This is a genomic window from Anaerotruncus colihominis (genome assembly GCF_010206195.1).
GTDB classification, from domain to species: Bacteria; Bacillota; Clostridia; order Oscillospirales; family Ruminococcaceae; genus Anaerotruncus; species Anaerotruncus colihominis_A.
Window position 1 is genome coordinate 529,942 of the sequence record NZ_VIQT01000009.1, and the last position, 20,698, is coordinate 550,639.

20 protein-coding genes are annotated in these 20,698 nt (G+C 51.4%); 3 read left to right on the forward strand and 17 right to left on the reverse strand.

Going from position 1 to position 20,698, the window contains the following annotated elements:
- The first annotated feature begins 194 nt into the window (after positions 1-194).
- Positions 195-1,364: an iron-containing alcohol dehydrogenase gene (locus FMM72_RS06710; RefSeq protein ID WP_162220942.1), complete on the forward strand. Its 1,170-nt coding sequence runs from the start codon at positions 195-197 to the stop codon at positions 1,362-1,364.
- A 268-nt stretch (positions 1,365-1,632) separates the two neighbouring features.
- On the opposite strand, the gene FMM72_RS06715 is transcribed toward FMM72_RS06710, so the two are convergent.
- The 8 genes from FMM72_RS06715 to FMM72_RS06750 form a co-directional block, all read right to left on the reverse strand.
- Positions 1,633-2,994, reverse strand: a complete 1,362-nt coding sequence (locus FMM72_RS06715) for an IS4 family transposase (protein ID WP_162220943.1) — start codon at positions 2,992-2,994, stop codon at positions 1,633-1,635.
- 246 nt (positions 2,995-3,240) lie between these two features.
- Positions 3,241-3,993 (reverse strand): metallophosphoesterase family protein, encoded by a 753-nt coding sequence (locus FMM72_RS06720; RefSeq protein ID WP_162220944.1) that lies wholly within the window; start codon positions 3,991-3,993, stop codon positions 3,241-3,243.
- Between the two features lie 15 nt (positions 3,994-4,008).
- Entirely contained in the window at positions 4,009-5,652 is a 1,644-nt protein-coding gene (locus FMM72_RS06725) for a recombinase family protein (protein WP_162220945.1), read from the reverse strand.
- 29 nt (positions 5,653-5,681) lie between these two features.
- The gene (locus tag FMM72_RS06730; RefSeq protein WP_162220946.1) at positions 5,682-6,443 is read right to left on the reverse strand and encodes a recombinase family protein; all 762 of its coding nucleotides are present in this window, start codon (positions 6,441-6,443) and stop codon (positions 5,682-5,684) included.
- Entirely contained in the window at positions 6,440-8,005 is a 1,566-nt protein-coding gene (locus FMM72_RS06735; RefSeq protein ID WP_162220947.1) for a recombinase family protein, read from the reverse strand. Before FMM72_RS06735 ends, FMM72_RS06730 begins: the two co-directional genes overlap by 4 nt.
- Positions 8,006-8,070: 65 nt before the next feature.
- The gene (locus tag FMM72_RS06740) at positions 8,071-8,220 is read right to left on the reverse strand and encodes a hypothetical protein (RefSeq protein ID WP_162220694.1); all 150 of its coding nucleotides are present in this window, start codon (positions 8,218-8,220) and stop codon (positions 8,071-8,073) included.
- Complete coding sequence (locus FMM72_RS06745) at positions 8,217-10,142, reverse strand: ATP-dependent DNA helicase (RefSeq protein ID WP_162220948.1); 1,926 nt, start codon at positions 10,140-10,142, stop codon at positions 8,217-8,219. The genes FMM72_RS06740 and FMM72_RS06745 overlap by 4 nt, the downstream gene beginning before the upstream one ends.
- Before the next feature lie 389 nt (positions 10,143-10,531).
- Positions 10,532-10,840 carry a helix-turn-helix domain-containing protein gene (locus FMM72_RS06750; RefSeq protein ID WP_162220949.1) on the reverse strand — a complete coding sequence of 103 codons (309 nt, stop codon included), beginning with the start codon at positions 10,838-10,840 and terminating at the stop codon, positions 10,532-10,534.
- Positions 10,841-11,322: 482 nt separating this feature from the next.
- On the opposite strand from FMM72_RS06750, the gene FMM72_RS06755 reads away from it, so the two are divergent.
- Positions 11,323-11,679, forward strand: a complete 357-nt coding sequence (locus tag FMM72_RS06755; RefSeq protein ID WP_162220950.1) for a helix-turn-helix domain-containing protein — start codon at positions 11,323-11,325, stop codon at positions 11,677-11,679.
- 132 nt (positions 11,680-11,811) lie between these two features.
- Here the strand turns inward: FMM72_RS06755 and FMM72_RS06760 are convergent, their stop codons facing one another.
- The 6 genes from FMM72_RS06760 to FMM72_RS06785 form a co-directional block, all read right to left on the reverse strand.
- Positions 11,812-11,955, reverse strand: a complete 144-nt coding sequence (locus FMM72_RS06760) for a hypothetical protein (protein WP_162220951.1) — start codon at positions 11,953-11,955, stop codon at positions 11,812-11,814.
- A gap of 255 nt (positions 11,956-12,210) precedes the next feature.
- Positions 12,211-12,858, reverse strand: a complete 648-nt coding sequence (locus FMM72_RS06765) for an ATP-binding cassette domain-containing protein (RefSeq protein ID WP_016215691.1) — start codon at positions 12,856-12,858, stop codon at positions 12,211-12,213.
- An 11-nt stretch (positions 12,859-12,869) separates the two neighbouring features.
- Positions 12,870-13,058 (reverse strand): hypothetical protein, encoded by a 189-nt coding sequence (locus FMM72_RS06770; RefSeq protein ID WP_016215690.1) that lies wholly within the window; start codon positions 13,056-13,058, stop codon positions 12,870-12,872.
- Between the two features lie 16 nt (positions 13,059-13,074).
- Positions 13,075-14,439, reverse strand: a complete 1,365-nt coding sequence (locus FMM72_RS06775; protein WP_016215689.1) for an ABC transporter permease — start codon at positions 14,437-14,439, stop codon at positions 13,075-13,077.
- Between the two features lie 98 nt (positions 14,440-14,537).
- Positions 14,538-15,653 carry a sensor histidine kinase gene (locus FMM72_RS06780; protein ID WP_016215688.1) on the reverse strand — a complete coding sequence of 372 codons (1,116 nt, stop codon included), beginning with the start codon at positions 15,651-15,653 and terminating at the stop codon, positions 14,538-14,540.
- Positions 15,650-16,315 (reverse strand): response regulator transcription factor, encoded by a 666-nt coding sequence (locus FMM72_RS06785; RefSeq protein ID WP_016215687.1) that lies wholly within the window; start codon positions 16,313-16,315, stop codon positions 15,650-15,652. The genes FMM72_RS06780 and FMM72_RS06785 overlap by 4 nt, the downstream gene beginning before the upstream one ends.
- Before the next feature lie 322 nt (positions 16,316-16,637).
- Here FMM72_RS06785 and FMM72_RS06790 point away from each other — a divergent pair, with 322 nt between their 5' ends.
- Positions 16,638-17,132, forward strand: coding sequence for a hypothetical protein (locus FMM72_RS06790; RefSeq protein ID WP_162220952.1), 495 nt, complete (start codon positions 16,638-16,640; stop codon positions 17,130-17,132).
- Between the two features lie 7 nt (positions 17,133-17,139).
- Here the strand turns inward: FMM72_RS06790 and FMM72_RS06795 are convergent, their stop codons facing one another.
- The 3 genes from FMM72_RS06795 to FMM72_RS06805 form a co-directional block, all read right to left on the reverse strand.
- On the reverse strand, positions 17,140-18,645 hold the full coding sequence (locus FMM72_RS06795) for a recombinase family protein (protein ID WP_162220953.1): 1,506 nt from the start codon (positions 18,643-18,645) through the stop codon (positions 17,140-17,142).
- A gap of 130 nt (positions 18,646-18,775) precedes the next feature.
- Positions 18,776-20,020, reverse strand: coding sequence for an MFS transporter (locus FMM72_RS06800; RefSeq protein WP_162220954.1), 1,245 nt, complete (start codon positions 20,018-20,020; stop codon positions 18,776-18,778).
- 83 nt (positions 20,021-20,103) lie between these two features.
- A complete protein-coding gene (locus FMM72_RS06805) occupies positions 20,104-20,697 on the reverse strand; it encodes a uracil-DNA glycosylase family protein (protein WP_162220955.1) in 594 nt (197 codons plus the stop codon).
- Position 20,698 lies beyond the last annotated feature (1 nt).

A 20,698-nucleotide genomic window follows, 5' to 3' on the forward strand; every position in this document is an offset into this window, starting at 1 on the left:
ATACCGTTCAAAAGCCAATTTTGCAACGGATTGGCAAATCGTTCAAAAAAAGTAGAAAAAAATTCATATGTTTATGAGGTATATTTAACAAATTGGCCTTGATTTTTTGCTTTTTCAGTGGTATATTATAAATATCAAATTTGTTTGTTAAAAAACAAACAATCCCATCAATTCATACAGGAGGTTTACATAGCATGGCTCGTTTTACACTTCCCAGAGATCTCTACTATGGTGAACATGCAATCGATGAACTCAAAAATTTGAAAGGCTACAAAAAGGCCATCATTGTTACAGGCGGCAGCTCGATGAAGCGCGGCGGGTTCCTCCAGCAAACGGAAGACGCCCTCCATGCAGCTGGCATGGAAACGATGCTGTTTGAGGGCGTCGAGCCGGACCCCTCGATTGAAACTGTATTCAAGGGCGCTAAGGCGATGCAGGATTTTGGTCCGGATGTCATCGTTGCCATCGGCGGCGGTTCGCCGATCGACGCCGCTAAAGCGATGTGGGTTTTCTATGAGCACCCCGAGAAAACTTTCGACGATATCAAAGATCCCTTCACGATGCCGCGCCTGCGCGAAAAAGCGATCTTCGTCGCCATCCCTTCGACCTCTGGCACTGCTTCCGAGGTAACAGCTTTCTCCGTTATTACCGACTACTCCACCAATATCAAGTATCCTCTGGCTGATTTTGAAATCACGCCTGATATCGCAATTCTTGATACCTCCATTCCGCAGACCATGCCGAAGAAGCTGACTGCGCACACCGGTATGGACGCCCTGACCCATGCGATTGAGGCTTATGTCGCTACGGCGCGTTCCTCCTTCTCCGATCCCCTGGCGCTCAAAGCGATTTCCGATATTTTCGACGATTTGGTCGATTCTTACAATGGTAATATGGAGGCGCGCGGCCGGATGCATATCGCCCAGTGCCTGGCTGGTATGGCTTTCTCAAACGCGCTGCTCGGTATTGCACACAGCCTGGCGCACAAGACAGGTGCCGTCTTTGATATCCCGCACGGCTGCTGCAATGCGATTCTGCTTCCGTTTGTCATCCAGTACAATTCCCGCGCCTGCATGGAGCGCTATGCGCAGATCGCACGCGCCATCGGCCTGCCGGGCAGCACGGATAAGCAGTTAACGGATTCTCTTGTCAATGCGGTTCGTGAGATGAATAAAAAGCTTGGAATTGCGCAAACTTATCGTGAGAACGGTGCTACCGAGGAGCTTCTCAACGCCAACATTGATAAGATTTGTGAAAACGCGGTCAAAGACCCCTGCACCAGCTCCAATCCGCGTCCGATCGACGTCGAGAACATGAAAAAGGTTCTCCTTTGTGCCTTTAACGGCGATGACGTCACCTTCTGATTTTGCCTTCTCCTTTTCTTTCTCTCCATTTTTTCATCAATCCCCGTCTGGATTTCCAGGCGGGGATTGCTGTATTTTCCTTCTGTAGATAAAAAAGATGCACCTGGGTAAGCGCAATGTCAATAACCTAACAAGCAAGAGCTAAGAATTATCGTAAAATAGAGGGAAAGCACTGATGAGGGCGCTAGATGGGTCAGGAAATGGGCATGATAAAGTGGCAGATCAAACATCTGCAAAAGGCACGTAATATGAGAAATTCTTAAATAAATTATGGCAACCTGTAAAGGAAGCTGACAGGATATTTAACCGTCGGATGTCGAGGCGATGCCCGGCCTGGGCGTATAGGAGAAACAAATCTGGGAATGAGCGCCTCCAAATCAGTTGGAGCAACTCTTCCGAGAAAAAAGTTGCGGCAAATATGCGCGGCAGCAGAAAAGTTGGCCCTATAGGCATATTTGTTGCCGGATCGTTCAATGACTACGGACATGGAGATCAGCTCAGAGAAATTATACATGGTCAGGCGGGCAAATATCTCCTGAAGGATAAAGTCCGGCCTTTTGGCATGAAAGTGCGAGAGTCCAATGGTATATTTTAACTCGCGGAATGAAGTTTCGATCCCCCAGCGCATGGCATAGAGCTGCTTCAGTTCATCAGGAGGGAAATCAAGATTCGTCAGGACGGTCTCAAAGGATGAATCAGACAATTTGAAACGGACTACGCGAAACGAGATGATGTAAGGAGGAATGTCAAGCCCTTTTTTATTTTTCATGGGAAGATAATCAAACGTATAGTTGCGCAGCTGTTTGAACTCATTTTTGCTGCCAAGCAGGCCCTTGAATTTGTTCGTCTGCTTACGGGAAAGCGCAAGCCGGATCGGAACATCAAACTCGTCTTGGGCGGGAAGCTCTAACCCATTGACAATGCCGTTGCTGCTCCTGTCCTTGACTCGGATCAGGAATTTCCAACCTTTTTCCTGAATATGGGCAAGGACGTTATAGGACTCATAGCCTCTGTCAGCGATGATGATAGCAGGGTATGCGGCATTGGCTCTATCTACCATATCGCAGAGTGCGCGGCGCTCATCATACTGATGCCTGCCCTGAACAACAGCGTCCATGTAGATATGAGAGCAAAGGTCATATAAGGCGTTCAGGTGTTGCAGGTTGCAGGGTTTCTGTCCGCCAGAGCCAGGGATAAACGACGCGGTATCGTCAGGATTTGTGGGGGTGTGCAGGTCGGAGCCATCAACAGCAAGGAGCCGGAAGCCCTTATAACGGTTTGAGGCTCGAGTGTTTTCAACAAACAAGTGGAAGATAGTTTCCAATGCCTCCGGCAAAAGACGGCCGCGACGTTTTACAAAAGCCGGTTCGGATACCAGAGTTTTTGTGCAGCCAAAGTGTTCCATAAGCTCACAGGTGATACTGCTGCCTTTCAAGGACAGGATCAGAGTAATCAACTTTGCAAAGGGCAGCTTGACATTCCTGGTAAAATCTCTGCCTGGAGAACGCGCAAACAGCCATGAAACAGCGCTGACGGAACGGATCGCACTATACAGAGTTTCTCGTATACAGATTGCTTTGCTTGACATAGGAGAACCCCCTTGTAATTGATGAGGCGCAACACCTTTCAATTACAAGGGTGCTTTTTCGCCGAGGCGAAAAAGCACCCACAGTTTTTTCCTTTTGTCAAGTGTTTTTGAACATTCCATTCATATTTTTATTCAGATATCCCTCCATGGGCTTAGGTTATTGACATTGTGGGTAAGCGTTGCAGCGCAAGGAATTCAGGCACATACTGCCAGCCTGCGGCGAATTGTGGCTTTAACGGAAAAGAGTCCGGCAGGGCGGGAACAAGTTCCCGCCCTGCCGGACTCTTTTCACAGTTTAAGTTTAATGATTTGTTCGTAGAGCATCACATATTTCTTTTCTATGACCATATCCTCGTGGTAGTGTCCGAAAAACCAGTATTTGAACCGGCACCGTTGGCGTACCTCATCAAAGAACTCTGTTAGGGCGTCCCTCTGATAAAGCCCGCCGCTGAATATGTCCTGCACACTGGTGGGACAGCAGTGGGTGAGGATGTAGTCCACCTCCCAGCCCGCTCTGTCCAGACTGGCTCTGGTGGTCTGGTACTCATCCTCGCTGGGCAACTCATTCTTCCACCAGGACAGGTGGTTCACCCGGTACATCGCGCCCCTGGCGTCCAACTCCCTGCATTTCTTCTTAAACAGAGGATCGTCCGGCTCCAGGATGCCGTCCTGAATGTCATGGCTGCTGGCTCCGCCCATGGTGAAGAATCGTTTTCCGCCCAGGTCAAATATTTGGCCCCGTTCCAGCAGGATCACCGAGGGACGGATTCGCCGGATGCTTCCGCCTCGCCACTCCGCCAGCGGATATTTCCGCAGGGCATCGTAGTTTTCGTGGTTCCCGGTCACAAAGGCCGTGGTGAAGGGCCGTCCCTCCAGCCAGTCCAGGCCCTCGTCATCCCGCTCATCGCCGTGCCACACACAGCCGAAGTCACCTGCCACCAGTACGAGGTCCTCTTTTGTAAGGCCCTCCTGCTCGTAGAAGATTTCCGGTTGGAAGCGCCGGAGATCTCCGTGGAGGTCTCCCGTGATGTAAATTTCCATGGTGTATTCTCCTGATTATGTCCTGACAGCCCTGTCGATCTCAACATCGGTATATCGGAACTTGATGCGGATGGTTTCGGCATCCACAACGGTGATCCTCTCCACATACCTGCGGGTGATAGAATCATCGTACTCGGCAAATTCGGACTTCTGCTTCTTCAGCCACTCCGCCAGCTCCCGCAGTCTGGCCTCCTGACCGGCCCGCTGTTCCTCGTCCTGCTGGAGTGCGCCAAGCCGCCCCAGGATTGCCTGTTTCTCCTCCATGGTCGCCTTGAGCTGGGCGTTCAGTTCCTCGTTCTCCATGTCCTCCAGGACCTTGTCCAGCAGCTCCGCCTGCTGGGCGGTCAGCGCATCCAGTCGGTTGCGCAGGGTCAGCGGGTCGATGCCGTCCGCACTGCCGCCCTGCTGGACGATACTGGCGAGGTCCAGCAGTTCGTCCCCAAGGCCCTGCCCCGCCTGAACAAATTCGTTGATGCCCTCCAGGATGGCCTGATGCAGCTTGTCCTCATCCATGCTGGGTGAGTCGTGGCAGTATTTCGTTCCGAACTCCAGCCGGGAGACACACCGCCAGACGATCCGCTTTTTGCCGTTTCTGGCCCAGGTACATCGCTTGTACGGTGTACCGCACTCTCCGCACACCAGCAGCTCGGACAGGGCGTATTTGGCGGAGTATTTGCCCTGCTCGGTCTTACCTGTTTTCTGCATCACCTTCCGCTTGCTGGCCCTGCGGGCCATCTCCTCCCGCACCTGATAAAACATAGCCTTGGAGACGATGGCGGGGTGGTTCCGTTCCACATATACCATGGGGCGGTCACCCTGGTTTTTCTTCACCGTCTTGCTGATGCAGTCGGTGGTGTAGGTCTTTTGCAGCAGGGCGTCGCCAATGTAGCGCTCATTGGTCAGGATATTGCGCACCACCTGATACGTCCAGCCCTGGATGCCGCTGGCGGTGGGTACGCCGTCCGCCTCCAGCTCCCTCTTGATCTGTGCCAAGCTGCACCCGTCCAGGTAGCGGCGGTAGATGCGTTTGACCACCTCCGCTTCCTCCGGCACGATCTCCGGCTGACCGTCAGGCCCCCGCCGGTAGCCCAGCAACTTCGAATACTGGAAGGGGACGTTCCCCGCCTCCCGGCTCTTTTGGATGCCCCAGATTACGTTTTTACTGATGGACTCGCTCTCCGCCTGGGCAAAGCCGCTGAACAGCGTGAGCAGGAACTCGCTGGACTCGGTCAAAGTGTTGATATTTTCCTTTTCGAAGATCACACCGATGCCGTTGGCCCGGAGCATCCGCACCACCTCCAGGCTGTCCACCGTGTTCCGGGCGAAACGGGAGAGGGACTTGGTGAGGATCAGGTCAATTTTGCCTCGCTTGCAGGCGGCAATCATCTTTTTAAACTCCACACGCTTTTTCATGCTTGTGCCGGTGATGCCCTTATCGGCGTAGATGCCGGCCATCTCCCAATCGGGGTTCTCATCGATTTTCTGGGTGTAGTAGGCTTTTTGGGCGGTGTAGCTGGTGAGCTGCTCCTCACTGTCGGTGGACACCCGGCAGTAGGCGGCCACCCGCTGGCGGCGGCCAGAGGCCCGTCCGGGGACCGCCGCCTGTTTTGTGGCGGGAATGACGTGTATCCGCCGTTCCTGCTGTGCGGTTTGTTCCATGATGGCTCCTTTCCCAATCGTCTTGCCAATTACCTGAAGGTCACTGTCACCGCGTTCTCCGCGGTGATGGTGATATATCTGATTGCCTGATCGTAGTCTTTTTCCTTGAGCAGGCGAAGGATATCCGTTGAGGTCATCTGCGTTGGGAAGCAGGCGTACCGGGCAGAGATACCCTGCATGATCAGGGCAGTCACCTCCTCCGGGTGTTCCGGCTTCTCCAGACCCCGGTTGATGGCGTTGGTCAGGCGGACGGAGTCCTCGGAGGGAGCATAGCCCGGAGAGTCCGCTGGAGGCGTGTACTCCGCCGCTTGCCGCTCCACCTCCGACAGCAGGTCCGCATCGGGAATGGTGACGCTCATGCCGCACCCGTCACAGTGGAATCGAAGGGTATCTCTCCAGTAGTTGTTTGTGATCCGGCGCAGGCTGTGGCCGCAATGACCGCAGTGAAGCTTTGGGGTCAGGCACAATGCTGGATGATTTCCCCGCTTGCGGGTCCTTTTTTCTTTCATTGCCTGTGCCATGCGGAAGGTCTCATCAGCTATAATCGCTGGGTAGTCGTGCGCTCCCATATAGCGTGGATTTTCAAGCGCCTGCCTGACTCGGTTTTTATCCCACTTGGGGCTTTCCGCACTGTAACAGTAGCCCTCCGTATTTAAGGCGTCCGCAATCTGATCCCGGCTTTTTCCCGCGAGGTAGAGGGAAAATATCCGTTTTACTCCCGCTGCTTCCTGGGATTGGGTAACGATCATCCCGCTCTGTATCCGATAACCGTATGGCATTTTTCTGTTCATCTCGTTTCCCTCCAGAGCGGTTCAGCCACATCAAAGCCGCCTCTCAGGCGGAACCGCAGAACATGGTCGGTATCCACTGTGATTTTCTCAACCATCTCGTTGAACAATTCCTCATCGAACTCATCCATCTGTTCCGGCCCTTGATGAAGTGTTTCCACAGTCTGACGCAGGGCATCCGCCATTTCGCTGATGTCATCATTTCTCAGCAGTCTCCGCCGTTTGGCCCGGAGCTGGGTCAGCTGTGCGTCCAGGGCGGCCAGCTTGGCGGCACAGGCGTCCGCGTCCAGCAGACCGCTGGCGCGGAGTTTGCTGATCTTATAGTTCTGTTCGGTAGCCTGGGCGATGGCCCGATTGACCTCCAGCATGGCTGGATTCTCCCGCTGCACAGCGGATTCCAGAGCCTCCATCTGGTCAAGAGCGGGCCGCAGGATGATGCCCTCATGGAGCCGCAGCTTGTTGTACATCCGAATAAAGGCCGTGTAGATATCTCTCTCCCGGACAGACAGGTTTGGGCAGGCGCCCTTCCCATTCCTATTGCCGTCTTTGTGGCCTGAACAGACCCAATTATTTGCCCCGTGCCGGTCAACCGTGCGGTAAAATGTTGCGCCACACTTTCCGCAGATCATTTTCCTCGTCAATGGGAATTTGGACGGCGCAGAAGCGGGCGCTTTTTTCTTCTTTCGGAGGGCCTGCACTTTGTCGAATATTTCCTGGCTGATGATAGCGGGATGACTGTTTTCTATATAGAACTGATCCACTTCGCCCCGGTTTTTCACGCTGATGTATGGAAATCCGGTTGTAAAAGTTTTCTGACATAGGGTATTGCCTGTGTATTTTTCGTTTCGCAGCCAGCAGGCGACAGCATACGGTATCCACGCTGTCGCCCCGTGTTTCTTGGGAACACCTCTGCGGTTCATTTCTTCCGCGATTGCGACGATGCCCTGTCCGTTCAGATAGGATTCAAACACCCAGCGGATCACTTCCGCCTCCTCCGGCACGATCTCCAGCCGTCCGCCTCCCGCGTTCCGGTATCCATACGGTGGGCTGCTTGCTATGAATTCACCCCGTTCCATTCTCCGGCGATACCCCATGCGGATATTCTGTGAGATGGACATGGACTCCTGCTGGGCCAGGGAACCGGAAACGCTCACCATCAATTCTGTGGTGAGCGTTCCGGTGTCAATATTCTCTTTTTCAAACTGAACGGTCACGCCCAGCCGCATCAGCTCCCGCAGAGCGGCAAGGCAGTCCTTGGTGTTCCGGGAGAAGCGGGAGATGGACTTGACCAGCACCCGGTCGATCTTGCCCTTCCGGCAGTCGGCCAGAAGCCGGTTGAAGTCCTCCCGCTTGTCCGTTTTCGTGCCGCTGGCCGCTTCGTCAGCGTAAATGTCCACCAGCTCCCAGCCCTCATGCTGGCTGATCAACTCGGTGTAGCTGCGGATCTGGGAGGCGTAAGACGATGCCTGCTCATCGAGGTCCGTGCTGACACGGCAGTATGCCGCCACCCGAAGGGTATCGGGCCTGCCCTCGCTGGGCGGGATGATGGTGATATTCTTGCTCATCTGGCGTGGCCTCCTTTCCTCTGGGTACCGACAACACTACCACACCTTGGCGGGAATAGCTATCACTATTCCCAAACAGTCTGGGGGCGGTACTTGTCCCGCGCCAGCCGTTTGGCGGCGTACAGTTCCTCCAGAGTCAGCAGTCCAGCGGCGGCGGCCTTTTCCAGCAGGCGGGTCAACAGGATATACCGCAGTTCGCTCTTTGTGTCGATCATGCGGATGCCTCCCGGAAATAGTCCGGCCCTTTCACCTGCTGAATAAATCGTGCCACGTCCTCCAAGCTGCCGGTAATCGGCATCTCCGGCAGGGCGGCCAGCGCGTCCTTGCTGTAACGCTTGCCCTGGGCGACCCGCTCATCCAGGATCGCCACCACGCAGGTGTCGGTTTCGGTGCGAATGGCCCGCCCGAAACCCTGCTTCAGCTTGATCTGCATCTCCGGCACTACCACCGCCTTGATGAACAGTCGGAGGGTGGGATGATTTTCCCGCTCCTTTTCCTTCAGAGCGTCCGGCACGGCGAAGGGCAGGCGGGGGATGATCAGCAGGGATACACAGTCGCCGGGGAAGTCGAATCCCTCCCAGGCGGCCCCCGCCGCCAGCAGCACACTGCCGGGGCTGGCCTTGAACTGCTCCGTGGTATGGATGGCGCTGCGGCCCATGGTGAACAGCGGATAGCGCAGGCCGTGGCCCGGCAGACGTTCCTTCACCGCCGACATGGCGGCGTAGGACGTGAACAGCGCCAGGGCATGGCCTTGGGCCGCGTCCAGCAGGGCGGCGATCTCCTTCGCCAGTTCGTCATAGTAGGCGGCTTTCTGCCTGGGCGGAAATTTGGGTAAGTACAGCAGACAGTTTTGCCGGTAGTCGAAGGGCGAGGGGGCGACAGACTCCGTGACTCGGCTGTCGGTCAGCAGGCCCGTTTCCTCCTTGAATCGCCGGAAGTCCTTGCCCACAGCCAGGGTGGCAGAGGTGAGGACGGCGGGCCGCTCCTGCCGCCAGAGCGTCTGACGGAGCTGGGCGGTCAGGTCGGCAATGGTGGCGCACAGCATGGTGCCGCCATGGGTATCCTCCTCGGTGTAAAACACCATATCCGGGTGGCCCTGGTGGAACAGGGCCACGCTGGAGGAGACGTTCTTCAGCCGCCTGCGGGTTGCGGGTGTCAGCAGGCCGTGGAGCTGCCGGTTGATCACCGTCAGGCTTCGTTCCGGCGTGGCCAGCGATTTTTGGTAGTGGTTGAAGGGTTTGCCCTCTGGCGGGCGGTCCAGCTTCCGCAGCAGGGACTTGGTACTTTCGGTCAGTACTTCCGCTGCCAGCAGGAAGCGTTCTCCCCGCAGGCTGTGGGTGAGGGCGTGGATATCCTCCGCCGCCAGGGTCACCCCGAACATCTGACGAGCTGTCTCTGGCAGCTTGTGGGCCTCGTCCATGATGAGGGCGCAGGCATCCGGCAAAATGGGCTTTCGCCCGCTGCCCCGGTGGATGGCATCCGCCAGCAGCAGGTTGTGGTTGCAGATCTGGAAGAGATACCGCCCGGAGTCACAGTCCTCCAAAAATGCGCGATACCGGCAAACTTCCCGTCCGCAGTCACAAATCCGGGGGACGCAGACGCGCTCCCGGTCATAGCCGCTGAGATGGGCCGCCTCGTCCATGTCAAGCTGTCCCCGCAGGGAGAGCAGGGCCGCGCCGGCTTTCCAGTTCTTCTTTTGAAGATCCAACTGGCCCAGCCGCTGTTCCAGCCGCGCATCGCAGACGTAGTGGGACTTCCCCTTGCGGATCACCGCCTGGAGGGGCTGGACGATTATGCCGTCCTCCGTCAGCACATCGGACAGCAACGGGAGATACTCGTCCCGTGCCGCGGTCTGGAGGGCAATGCTGGATGTGGAGACGAGGATGGGCTTCGCTCCCAGCCCGCAGGCGGTCCGGAAACGGCTGTACACCGTCCCGGCCACCAGGTAGGCGTAGGTCTTGCCGATCCCCGTCCCGGCGTCGCACAGGGCGATGCCGCCCTCCAGCATGGCGTCCAGCATCCGGTGGCAGAGCGCCGCCTGTTCGGGGCGCTCCGCCATGTTCCGGGTGGGGAAAAGGACTTTGAAGATCCTATCGATTTCGTTATGGGCATTCTGCCTGTTATTATCATAATTCATCCGTAAAATTCCCCTTGTTGGTTCATTTTCTCTTAGGTACTCATCGTATTCTCAGCTCGACCCCCGATGAGATATAGGGAACAGTAGCGGATAAGGCTTGGCAGACCTTCACGGACACATTCCAGGGGTCTCTACTGCTTTCAACCCAGGGGATGGCGGGCAGCTTTGCCAGAGCCGCCCCGCACAGGCTTTATCGCGGCCCGGAGGAAGCAACGCTCCCTCCGGGTCATGGCGCGCACTGTGCGTCTGTCCGTGTGGTGATCCGTACTGCTGGTATGAAATTGTCAAGGTGCAGGGGCTTTCGCCTTGGTTATATTGTAAAGGGCGCGGCTTCCGCTGAATAGAGAACGATAGACACACTCCCGTGACCATTGGACACACCCGCCGTCTTAAAGGTTGGCCTGGAGTGTTGTCAGTCGGTCGATCAATTCGGCAATTTCCTTTTTTAACTGCACCATGCTTTTATGCTCCAGTGCATTGTCTCGTTCCGTGCCAAGGATGAGCGAGTCCATGGAGATATGGAAAAACTCGGAAAGCTGTATGAACAAATCTACTGAACAGCCTTTTGCCCCGGACTCGATCCGGCTCAAATAGCTTCGATCCATATTCAGTGCCTTGGCCATCTGGCCCTGGGTGTACCCATGTTGGATACGAAGGCTCTGGATATATGCGCCGCTACGTTTTGTGTCATAATTCATTTGTATGTACTCCAATCTTAAAATTCGGGGCTGTGCGGTTTGAGATTGGAGGTCATGGGTATTCCGCTACGTAGGGCAGCCATTGGCATCTGTGTACCAGAAAATTCGGCCAAAAACGACAAAACAGAGCGCCAGACAGTCTTAGAGACCGTCCGGCGCTCTGCATTTCTATGCATATGCTATCAAAGCACAGATTTAATACATACTTTGATGCCGATTCATGGATAGAAAGATGCCACAAGGAAAACGCAATTTTTTTGAGAACTTGTCCCTCAAAATCAAGAAACCGCCCATAGCACTCCTTTTCGGCATTTCATAGGCGGGCAGCACAAATAGGCCCTGCCGTGAAAGCCGTTTTTTTAATGCTTCCAGCAGAACCTCTTATTTTCTGAAATGGATATTAAAGTATGTATTTTTTACATACTATAAGGGAATGTATTTCCGCTTTCCGGCACGATAGAATATATTTGAGGTGAGTTACTATGCCGGAAACCAAATTACGATTTTTAGGAAGCCAAATTCGTGCCGCAAGAAAAAGAAACCATCTAACCCAGCAAAAATTGGCAGATAAAACTGGCTTGGCAATTAAAACCGTCCAAGAAACGGAGAAAGGTAAGAAAAATGCTACATACGATACACTTTCCAGGCTGATCGAGTGTCTGGGCATATCGGCAGACACATTGTTTCCAACAAAAACACCGATTTCAGATGAAAAATTGCAGAACCTTATCAGGAAGGTTCAATCATGCAATGCAAAAAATCAGGAAATACTGTTGAATACAATCAACTTTCTGGCGGATCAACTGTTATCTGAGCAGGAAAAAAACGATTCCGATTAAATCCAGTAAGGGTTAGCTTTTATCCCTGCTGGATTTTTAGTGAAAAAAGCGGTAGCAAGGGCAATCACTCCCTTGCTGCCAGCATGGCTCTTTCAACAGAAAGTTGATTAGTGTATTCACTTTAGCTGCCATTCAATAGTCTACCGGCTCGTCGGAGTAATGCTTCTCCGCGTTGGCCTTTGCCCGTTTGAGATTTCTGCTGAAATTCCGGGCCACTGTCTTGGTAAAGGAATCCACCATGGCAATGATCCGTTTTTCGTCAGAGGGAGACATCATGCCGCATCCCTCCTTTTTTGCAGATTTGAGCTGGTTAGTCTGTTTCGCCTCCTCACATAACCAGAACACATCTCAAGGGTGCAAACCGGAAAGTTTTTGAAAAATATTTTGAAAAAATTTTTTTGAGTGTATAAATCTATCTAAAAACTGGTTAAGAGCCGCACATACAATTTCCCTCCTTAGACAAAATGGGCCAATCCGCACAAGGCAGACTGGCCCATTTTGGCAAGTGCTTGTCTTGCCCTGAAAAATAAGTTATGAAGATTTCTCGCTTTGCTCTATCTGTAATTCACCCTTTTTCAGCCGGAACACCACATCCGCCTGTTTTGCCAGCTCACCTGAGTGGGTAACAACTATCACGCATTTCTTCATCTGATGGGCGCTTTCTTTCAAGATTTCCGTAATATCCCCAGCCGTATCCTCGTCCAGATTGCCGGTAGGCTCGTCCGCCAGAATCACCGGAGCTTCGCTTGCGAGCGCCCTTGCAATGGCTACCCGCTGCTGCTGGCCGCCGGAGAGTTTCAGCACGTTCCGTTTGGATTCCTCCCTCGTCAGCCCCAGCCGTTCCAGAAACGGGAGTGCCGGTTTCTTTGAAGTCAGCCGGACATTCTCCTGCGGGGTCATATAGTCAATCAGGTTGTAGCTCTGAAAGATAAAAGAAACATTCTTTTTCCGATGGCCTGCCAATCCGGCCTGTGCAATGTCTTTCCCTTCAAACAGGATATTCCCGCTTGTGGGGCTGTCCAGACCGCCCAGCAGGGATAGAAGGGTTGTCTTGCCGCACCCGGACGGGCCGAGAATGGCATACATTTTTCCCGCCTCCATCTGCGCATTGATCCCTCTCAGCACCTTCCTCTTTTTGTCATAAGAGTATGTTAGATTTTGCAGTTCCAAAATTCCCATAGAGGCACCTCCTATTCACCTTCGGGCACAAATTCATAGTCAAAATCATAGTCCTTTACTTTATCCGGCACCTCGTAATCTATGATGGGCGAGCCGGATTGCTCCTGCGTTTCGTCTGATTTATTCTCCTTGGGGGTACACCCTGTGAACAGCAATCCCACAAAAAGGAGGACAGAAAACATTTTCCATACTTTTTTCATATCGTTACCGCCTTTCTCAGCTCATTTTCGATAGAATTTCCCGCGGTTTCAGCCGCATGACGGAAATTGAGGATATTCCAGCGGATACCGTTACAATCCCGATCCCCAGCAGGAATAGGAGGCCCATTTCCTCAAGCTGTACACGAACCTGTAATTCCGGGGTTTCGATTTCCGGCTCACCGGTATCTGTTCCGGCCTCCCCACGGGTTCCGGCAGATAAGCCGTCTTCCTGCTGCGCCTCCGTTACCGCCTGCCCGGATTGCAATACGTTTCCCATCTGGCCCGCAATGGCGCTGGCGGAGAAATAAGAGAGGGAAAATGCTAATATCGCAATCAGCAAAACCTCGGCAATATACTGCCCTAAGATGGACAGCTTGCTGATCCCAACCGAGAGCAGGACGCCGGTTTCATGGATGCGGGTTCTGGCCCACATGGTTAGAATGAGCGAGAGGATGGCGATGCTTACAATCAGCGCGATCATCAAAATGGTGGATACCAGCTCCGATAACTGTTCCAAAGAGGACGCGGCGTTTTCATAGTCCTCGTTGTCAACCAGAAAAGAAAAGCCTTTCCAGTCCACGCCGCTGATTTCCTTTACTTTAGAAATGATTTCCTCCATGTTCTGCGGGTCGTTCACCGATACCGTCAGCTCGTTAAAGCCCTGTATTGCGGGGCCGTTTTCGTAAGCCACCAAAGTGGCAAGGTCGGTGATGATAAGGTTTTGTATTTTATCGTAGGTTGTCACCTGATCGTTGATGCCTTCGATTTCTTTTGGAGAGAACAGGCCCACAATCTCAATCTCCACGCCTTTGTCCGTCTGGATTTTGTCACCAATTTTCAGGCCGTTTTTCTCAGCCAAATCCTTGCTGATCAGCCCCTTGTTTTTGTCGTCCGGCAGGATATGCCGCCCCTGCGTCAGCGTAAGCTGCCCGGAAGTAAACCGGGTAAGCTCCTCGCTTTTCCATGTGCTTAAAATCTTTGAGGATGCGCGAAATTCTTCCTCAATGGGGATATTGCCGGTAAATAGTTCCAGAGAGGGGAACGCCGCCAGCCCCTCCACGGTGGCGCTGCACTCCTTGATCCCCTCAATTTCCCGGATTTGCTCTACCAGCTCCGGGCTGATCTGCTGGGTGGAATACATCAGGGTTCCGCCCTCCACGCTTTCCACCTTCAAATAGGGGTTGTTTTCCGTGTAGTCAAAGCCAATGAGAAAACTCCCGCCAAGGCTTTGCCGCAGCTCCTGCTGGGCGGCTTTCGAAGCGTTCCCCAGTGCCAGAGCGGTCAATACAAAGGTTGCCATCACCAGCAAGATGACAAAAAGAAGGATACTCTTGCCCCTCTTGCGGACGATATACAGCCACGCTCGATTCATAAAGTTCATAGAATGACCTCCGTTTCATATAGGATAAGTGTTGCAACGCTGACAGCATAGCACCCCAATATGGAACCAGTATGAAACGGATAAAAAAAGCCATCGCTTTATGGGAGATAAAGGGTAAAGCACATTCCCGGCGGGTTTTTGGTCGCCTCAAATTGATAGGGCATCCCAAGGGCCTTTGAAAGCGTATCTACAATATATAATCCCAGCCCATTCCCTCCATCTTTGCGATCTCTGGCAAAGTCTGGGCGGTAGAACGGCTCAAATACATGGGCCAGCTTATCCGGCGGGATGGGCGTACACTCATTTTCTATTTTTATCTGTCGGGCGTTCAATATAACGGTGATCTTGCATCCCGGCTTTGTGTAAGCGACCGCATTGGAGAGCAGGTTAGACAGGATCTTTTCAAGGCTTTTCTTTGACGTGTGGACAGGGCACTTTCCCTGTATGCTGAAAGAAAAGTCGAGTCCCTTTGCCTTCGCAATCAACTGATAGGGCTCGCAGATTGCCGGAAGACGCTCAGACAGGTCAAAGGTTTCCGCGTCCTGTTTCTCCTGTGTAAAATCCAGCCGGGAGGTATCCAAAATTTCTTTAATCATAAAGGATAGCTGCCCGGTAATCTCCTTACATTCCAACAGACAGCGATCCCGGTCTTTGTATTTTCCAATGCCTAAGATCATGTTTTCCAAAATCGCGTTCAGGGCAGTCACCGGCGTTTTCAGCTCATGGGAGGCGGCCCGCAGGAAATCAATTTTCAACCGTTCCGCCTCACGGACGTTTTGCTTTTCTTCCTCCAGATTTTCAATGGTGGAAAGCAGGCTGGCATACAGCTTATTGACGCGGGCGGCCAGCTCGCCAATCTCGTCCTTCGTATGCACCACGCAGGCTGCAGCCTTATCCAGCTTTTCCATCTTTTCCGTTGTAACCGCAATCTGCTTGATCGGCCTCGTCATGGCTCTGGAAAACAACAGGGAACACCCAGCGGAAATGATGGCGCAGCAAAGCAGGGATACCGGCAGTGCTTTTCCGATAGCGGATTTTATCAAAATACCAGTATTCACATCACTCTCAATAATGGCTCCTTCCACAAAACGGTTGGTGCTTACGGTCATTTGCGGCGCAAGCACATAGAGAAAAACATGAGCCATCACGGTGACAAACAGCATTACCAGAAAGGTGTATAAGAAGATTTTAGTAAAGAGCTTTAAATTTCTCATGGGTGTTCCTCATACTTGTAGCCAACGCCTTTTACCGTTACAATCCGGTTAAGACTCAGCTTTTTCCGTAAATTTTTAATGTAGGTATCAATCGTGCGGTCAATGATGGGGTAATCATATCCCCACAACTCGTCCAAGATCTGCGACCGTGTAAGCACCAGACCTTTATGCTCTATCAGCAATTTCAGCAGGTCGATCTCCTTTGGTGTCAGGTCAATAGGGCCGCCCGGCCCGGAAGCAGTATAGCCGCCAAAATCCACCGTAATATCGCCCATCTGAATTTGTTTCAGTTCCGGACTTTTCCCACACCGCCGCAGCAGGGCCGTCACCCGTTTTCCCAGCAAAAGCATGGAAAAGGGCTTTGTGATATAGTCGTCCGCCTGTTCATCAAAGCTGGCCGCCTGAGTAGGCTCATCGTCAAGGGCGGTAAGCATTAAGATAGGAATGTTGCTTGTTTGGCGCAATTCTTTTAATACCTCCAAACCGGTTCGCTTCGGCAGCATAATATCCAGAACCACTAAATCAACCGATTTCTCCCTTGCAATCTGCAAACCCTGTTCACCATCAAGGGCCGACAAGGTAATATGCCCTGCGGATCTCATATATTCACAGATTGCCTCGTTGGTGGCAGTATCATCTTCCACAATCAATAAAACAGCCATTTTTACACCTCCTCACATTATTATACCAAAGCAATATGGAAACAGTATGAAATGCTTTGTGTCAGATTGACAGTGTACTGAACTTAATGGGAAAAAGCAAGCCTTTCATAACGGATCAATCCACACAAGGCAGACTGGCTCATGTTGACAGGAAACTGGCCCGCCTTGCTGTAAGTGAAATACTTTCCCTATTTACTATTTCTATTAGATTCAGAAAAAAAGTTACTTTATTATCAAAAAAGCCTTGCTTTTCCACCCGTGATGTGTAAGCTGTCACTCGCAAGGCACAAGCCAAGCACAAAAATGAAAGGTGGAAAATAAAATGAAAACAGGAAAAATCACAGCGAAACTGAGGGACGCAGTTCCGGTTTGCCTCATGGTAAACGGCGAGGAAGTCAAACGGTATAAGAACATTGAGCTACCGGATATGCTTAAAGAGGTGGAAATGACCGACTTCCATTTCAACGTACACATGGATGGAAAAATCACCTTTGAAATCCACTATGAAGAAGGTGTATTGCCGGAGGTATTCCCGGAAGCCCGAACCAGAGTAAGCCGGGCGGCAAGAGCCGTCGCCAAGACGGCTATGCCGCAGCCTGCGGAGGACGAGGCGGCAGAGAAAGTAGAAACAGAAGCCACGACAGAAGAAAGCCATCAGACAGACGAAATCCCGGCAGAAAATCCAAGCGAATCTATTACCGAGGAAACCGAGCCGAAAGGTATCGAAGCTATATACGACCTTTCTTGTTTCGCAGATTCGTCCCTGGTACCATCTCTTGACAAGGGCATACAGCCCATAGTCAAGTGCGATGAATAGTTGAAAGTCAGATTTTCCACTCAATGGCGACACATTCACCCGTGGCGCGGATTTGAGAAATAAGGCTGTCGGCCACTTGCCGCCTGTCATCGAAGTCAATTTCTTCCCAGCGGTTGAGATACACCGATAACCGCTCGATCTGTTCCGGCGACATACTTTCCGCAGACAGGGCCGCGATTTCCTTTGACAGCGTTTGCCGCTGTGCGTCCAATTCCTCAATCTTGGTGTTGGCGTAGGAGATCAAAACCGCGCTGGCCCCGGTCAGGGTATTCAACAGCTTTTCGATTTCATCTTCCATATGGGCCAATTCCACCTTTAAGGCGGTGAGCTTGGGATTAACCGTTTCCCGCTTGCCTGTCAGGGTATGGAATTGAGCCATCTTTTTTACCATTTCACCGTAAATAAACTGCTCAAATTCCCTTGTGCGGAGCGTCCCACAGCCCGGACAGCTCTTGTTGTCCGCCCGCTTGGAGCATCGCAGGTATTGAACGCCTGACGGGTTCCCCACGCTCATTAAGGCGTACCCACAGCGGCCACACTTCACTTTCCCGGCCAGCCAGGTATTTTTCGCCTTGCGCCCGTTCTGGAATGTGGTGTTTGCCATCAGCTTTTTCCGACAGCGGAGCCACACATCCGCCGATACCAGCCCCTCGCTGGGGGCCACCACAAGGATCTGGTCTTTCAGGTGTTTGTTTTTCCGTGCCTGTACATCCCGGCCCTGGTAGAGATAACAGCCGTTTGTCCCCGCGAAGTCAGCCGCCTCGTTGATCACCACCGTACCCTGGCCTTTGAAAAATTCGTACATTTCCAGGTCGGCCTGGGCGTAAATGGGGTTGCGGAGCATTTGGGAGATAAAGCCACGGGTCAGTTCCTTGTCGTAAATCAGGATGCCCTCGTCCGCGAAGTGCCGGGCGATGTCCCCGAAAGAGGTGGAGGGCTGGGCGTACATTTCAAACATCAGCCGGGCGATGTCCGCCGTTTCCGGGTCGGGCTTCATCATTTTTGTGCGGATGCCCTGAATGGTGGTGGGTTCCAGTTGGAAGCCGAACGGGGCCGCGCCGCTCATGTGAAAACCGCGCTGGCAGCGGGAATAGTAAGCGTCCGTCACGCGCTTCTGAATGGTTTCCCGTTCCAGTTGGGCGAACACGATGCAGATGTTCAGCATAGCCCGGCCCATCGGGGTTGATGTGTCAAACTTTTCTGTGGAGGACACAAACTCCACGTTGTACGCCTGAAAGGTTTCCATCATGGTTGCGAAGTCCAGAATGGAGCGGCTGATCCTGTCCAGCTTGTAGACCACCACCCGCTTAATCAGGCCCCGCTTGATGTCGGCCATCAGCTCCTGGAATTTGGGGCGGTCGGTGTTCTTGCCGGAATAGCCCTTGTCGGTGTACTGGCGGAAGTTACCTCCTCTCAGCTCGTACTTGCAAAACTCGATTTGACTTTCAATGCTGATACTGTCCTTGCGGTCTACCGATTGCCGTCCGTAAATTGCATCTTCCCGAATGTTCATTTGGTACTCCTTTCCGTTTCAGGAGCTACCAAACCTTACACCCACTTTGTCCAGCCACTCAGATACCAGCCGCCGAAACAACGGTTTCCTATTTCCCGTTGAGCAGATGATGGTTTTTCATTGGGACGTTCTACAAATGGCGATAAGCTTTTTTACCAATATAGCCTACGGCTAATATTGAGGCTGAGGTCAAAAACATTATAGCTGGGAGATGATTTATAAATTTTTCATATAGAAAGCCATAGAACAAAATTCCTGTGGGTAGGGCAACACTTACTATTGCTGAATAAAAGGACATTATACGACCTAACATATCATCAGGCACATTCTGTTGAATGGCTGACATAATAAAAATCCCCGCTATGCTTGCACTTATGAAAACAACAATGCTAATAATTACAAATATGATATAGATCAAATTTGGTGAGAATTTGAACAAAAGACTACTGCCAAAAGCCGCTATGGATATGCCCATAATCCAAAACAGCCAATAGATTTTGTCCGTTCTGAATTTATTAGCAATTATTCCGGCAATTATCCCGCCTATCAGTCCGGCTGCTCCCATAAAAGCCTGTGACAGACCATTTAACACAGAGCTTAAATTAAGTACAACTCGAATTATGAATGGTGCGCCTGTTGTAATTAAGGGCTGTATCAAGAAAACAAACACAGTATTTAGGAGGATTGCCTTGAAGACATATATTTGTTTTGATGTTAGGAAATAAAGGCTTTCACCCAAGTCCTTTTTTATTGCGTGTAACGGGTTGCTAATTGGGGTCAATGTGATCTTCGGTATTTTTACGAACGCCTCAAGGATAGCGGCAGAGAAAAAGCAAATGGCACATCCCCAAAAGATAATTCGTACACCCTGCAAAGTTGTCTTTCCGACTACGCTATAAAGCAGTCCCGCTAATAATGGCCCAATCAGATTAGCAAGCATATTTATTTGACTTACGATAGCATTGGACTGTATAAGGTGATGTTTTTCTTGAATAAGCGGTATGCTTGATTGTACAACAGGAGTTTCAAAAGAAGATACAACTGCCAATCCCACCATGATAATCGTTATCCAAATAAGTACATTAGAAAACGATAATGAAAGCACTAACAGAACAGCCATAATACCATACAAGCCGTCTAAAGCAATCATAAGATTTCTCTTATTATTGCGATCTGCTATAATACCAGCGATAAGAGATAAAAAAACAGGTGGTAGGTAACTTATCGCGGTAATTGTTCCAAATAAAGCGGCAGAGCTGGTTAAATCAAGTATCAACAAAGACACAGTAAATTTGAGTAAGACGGTTCCAAACATTGATAAAGCCTGCCCTATTATCAAAAGTACAAAGTTTTGGTTTAATGCTTTTGCTTTCATACCCTACCCCTTAAAGTTTTTCTATATTATATAAAGAAAAGCCTGACAACGGTTGTCAGGCTTTCAGAATTTTTATATGGGCTTTACTTGATTATTTCTAACATAGTTGCAATATCCTCGGTTGCCATTGTTACTTTTGATTTTTCGATCAGGATGTTTCCCCCTGTCATTATATAAGACGGCATAACTCTAATGCCCTCATAATAGATTTCGCTACTCCGCAATTTGTAGGTGGAAACAGCGGGAATAGCATTTTTCTTTGTTGCCTTTTTCGTAATCATGTTAAAGGCTTTTTTTGCAACATCACCCATGAGCATAATAACCTTTATATTGGGGAATAAAGCAAGCTCCTCTTCCAAATAGGGCAAACTCTTTTCAATGCTGCTTTTATCGATGGCATATTCTGTCTTAGGCGTTTTTACAGCATTTGTAATATAGATACCCATTCGCAATGCGTCTTGTATGGATGTAACCTCTGCTCCCGCCCTCTGCAAAAGAGGGATAGTGGTTTTCAGATAATCAGCATCAGGGCCTCCATAAAAATCCTGCACAGGATCAGCGGGGACAACTTCATTTATCATAATTGCCCTGATCGTAAGCGGGTCAATATCAATGTCATTTAGATATATGCCGCTTGCTATACCGGCTTTCGTTTCAAGTGCTTTCTTAATATTCATA

Coding starts and splice junctions, on each gene's coding strand:
- FMM72_RS06805 (WP_162220955.1), bottom strand. CDS start 20,697: ATGAATATTAAGAAAGCACTTGAAACGAAAGCCGGTATAGCAAGCGGC.
- FMM72_RS06750 (WP_162220949.1), bottom strand. CDS start 10,840: ATGAATTATGACACAAAACGTAGCGGCGCATATATCCAGAGCCTTCGT.
- FMM72_RS06710 (WP_162220942.1), top strand. CDS start 195: ATGGCTCGTTTTACACTTCCCAGAGATCTCTACTATGGTGAACATGCA.
- FMM72_RS06745 (WP_162220948.1), bottom strand. CDS start 10,142: ATGAATTATGATAATAACAGGCAGAATGCCCATAACGAAATCGATAGG.
- FMM72_RS06795 (WP_162220953.1), bottom strand. CDS start 18,645: ATGAACATTCGGGAAGATGCAATTTACGGACGGCAATCGGTAGACCGC.
- FMM72_RS06720 (WP_162220944.1), bottom strand. CDS start 3,993: ATGGAAATTTACATCACGGGAGACCTCCACGGAGATCTCCGGCGCTTC.
- FMM72_RS06760 (WP_162220951.1), bottom strand. CDS start 11,955: ATGATGTCTCCCTCTGACGAAAAACGGATCATTGCCATGGTGGATTCC.
- FMM72_RS06770 (WP_016215690.1), bottom strand. CDS start 13,058: ATGAAAAAAGTATGGAAAATGTTTTCTGTCCTCCTTTTTGTGGGATTG.
- FMM72_RS06790 (WP_162220952.1), top strand. CDS start 16,638: ATGAAAACAGGAAAAATCACAGCGAAACTGAGGGACGCAGTTCCGGTT.
- FMM72_RS06780 (WP_016215688.1), bottom strand. CDS start 15,653: ATGAGAAATTTAAAGCTCTTTACTAAAATCTTCTTATACACCTTTCTG.
- FMM72_RS06785 (WP_016215687.1), bottom strand. CDS start 16,315: ATGGCTGTTTTATTGATTGTGGAAGATGATACTGCCACCAACGAGGCA.
- FMM72_RS06755 (WP_162220950.1), top strand. CDS start 11,323: ATGCCGGAAACCAAATTACGATTTTTAGGAAGCCAAATTCGTGCCGCA.
- FMM72_RS06730 (WP_162220946.1), bottom strand. CDS start 6,443: ATGAACAGAAAAATGCCATACGGTTATCGGATACAGAGCGGGATGATC.
- FMM72_RS06725 (WP_162220945.1), bottom strand. CDS start 5,652: ATGGAACAAACCGCACAGCAGGAACGGCGGATACACGTCATTCCCGCC.
- FMM72_RS06765 (WP_016215691.1), bottom strand. CDS start 12,858: ATGGGAATTTTGGAACTGCAAAATCTAACATACTCTTATGACAAAAAG.
- FMM72_RS06800 (WP_162220954.1), bottom strand. CDS start 20,020: ATGAAAGCAAAAGCATTAAACCAAAACTTTGTACTTTTGATAATAGGG.
- FMM72_RS06735 (WP_162220947.1), bottom strand. CDS start 8,005: ATGAGCAAGAATATCACCATCATCCCGCCCAGCGAGGGCAGGCCCGAT.
- FMM72_RS06775 (WP_016215689.1), bottom strand. CDS start 14,439: ATGAACTTTATGAATCGAGCGTGGCTGTATATCGTCCGCAAGAGGGGC.
- FMM72_RS06740 (WP_162220694.1), bottom strand. CDS start 8,220: ATGATCGACACAAAGAGCGAACTGCGGTATATCCTGTTGACCCGCCTG.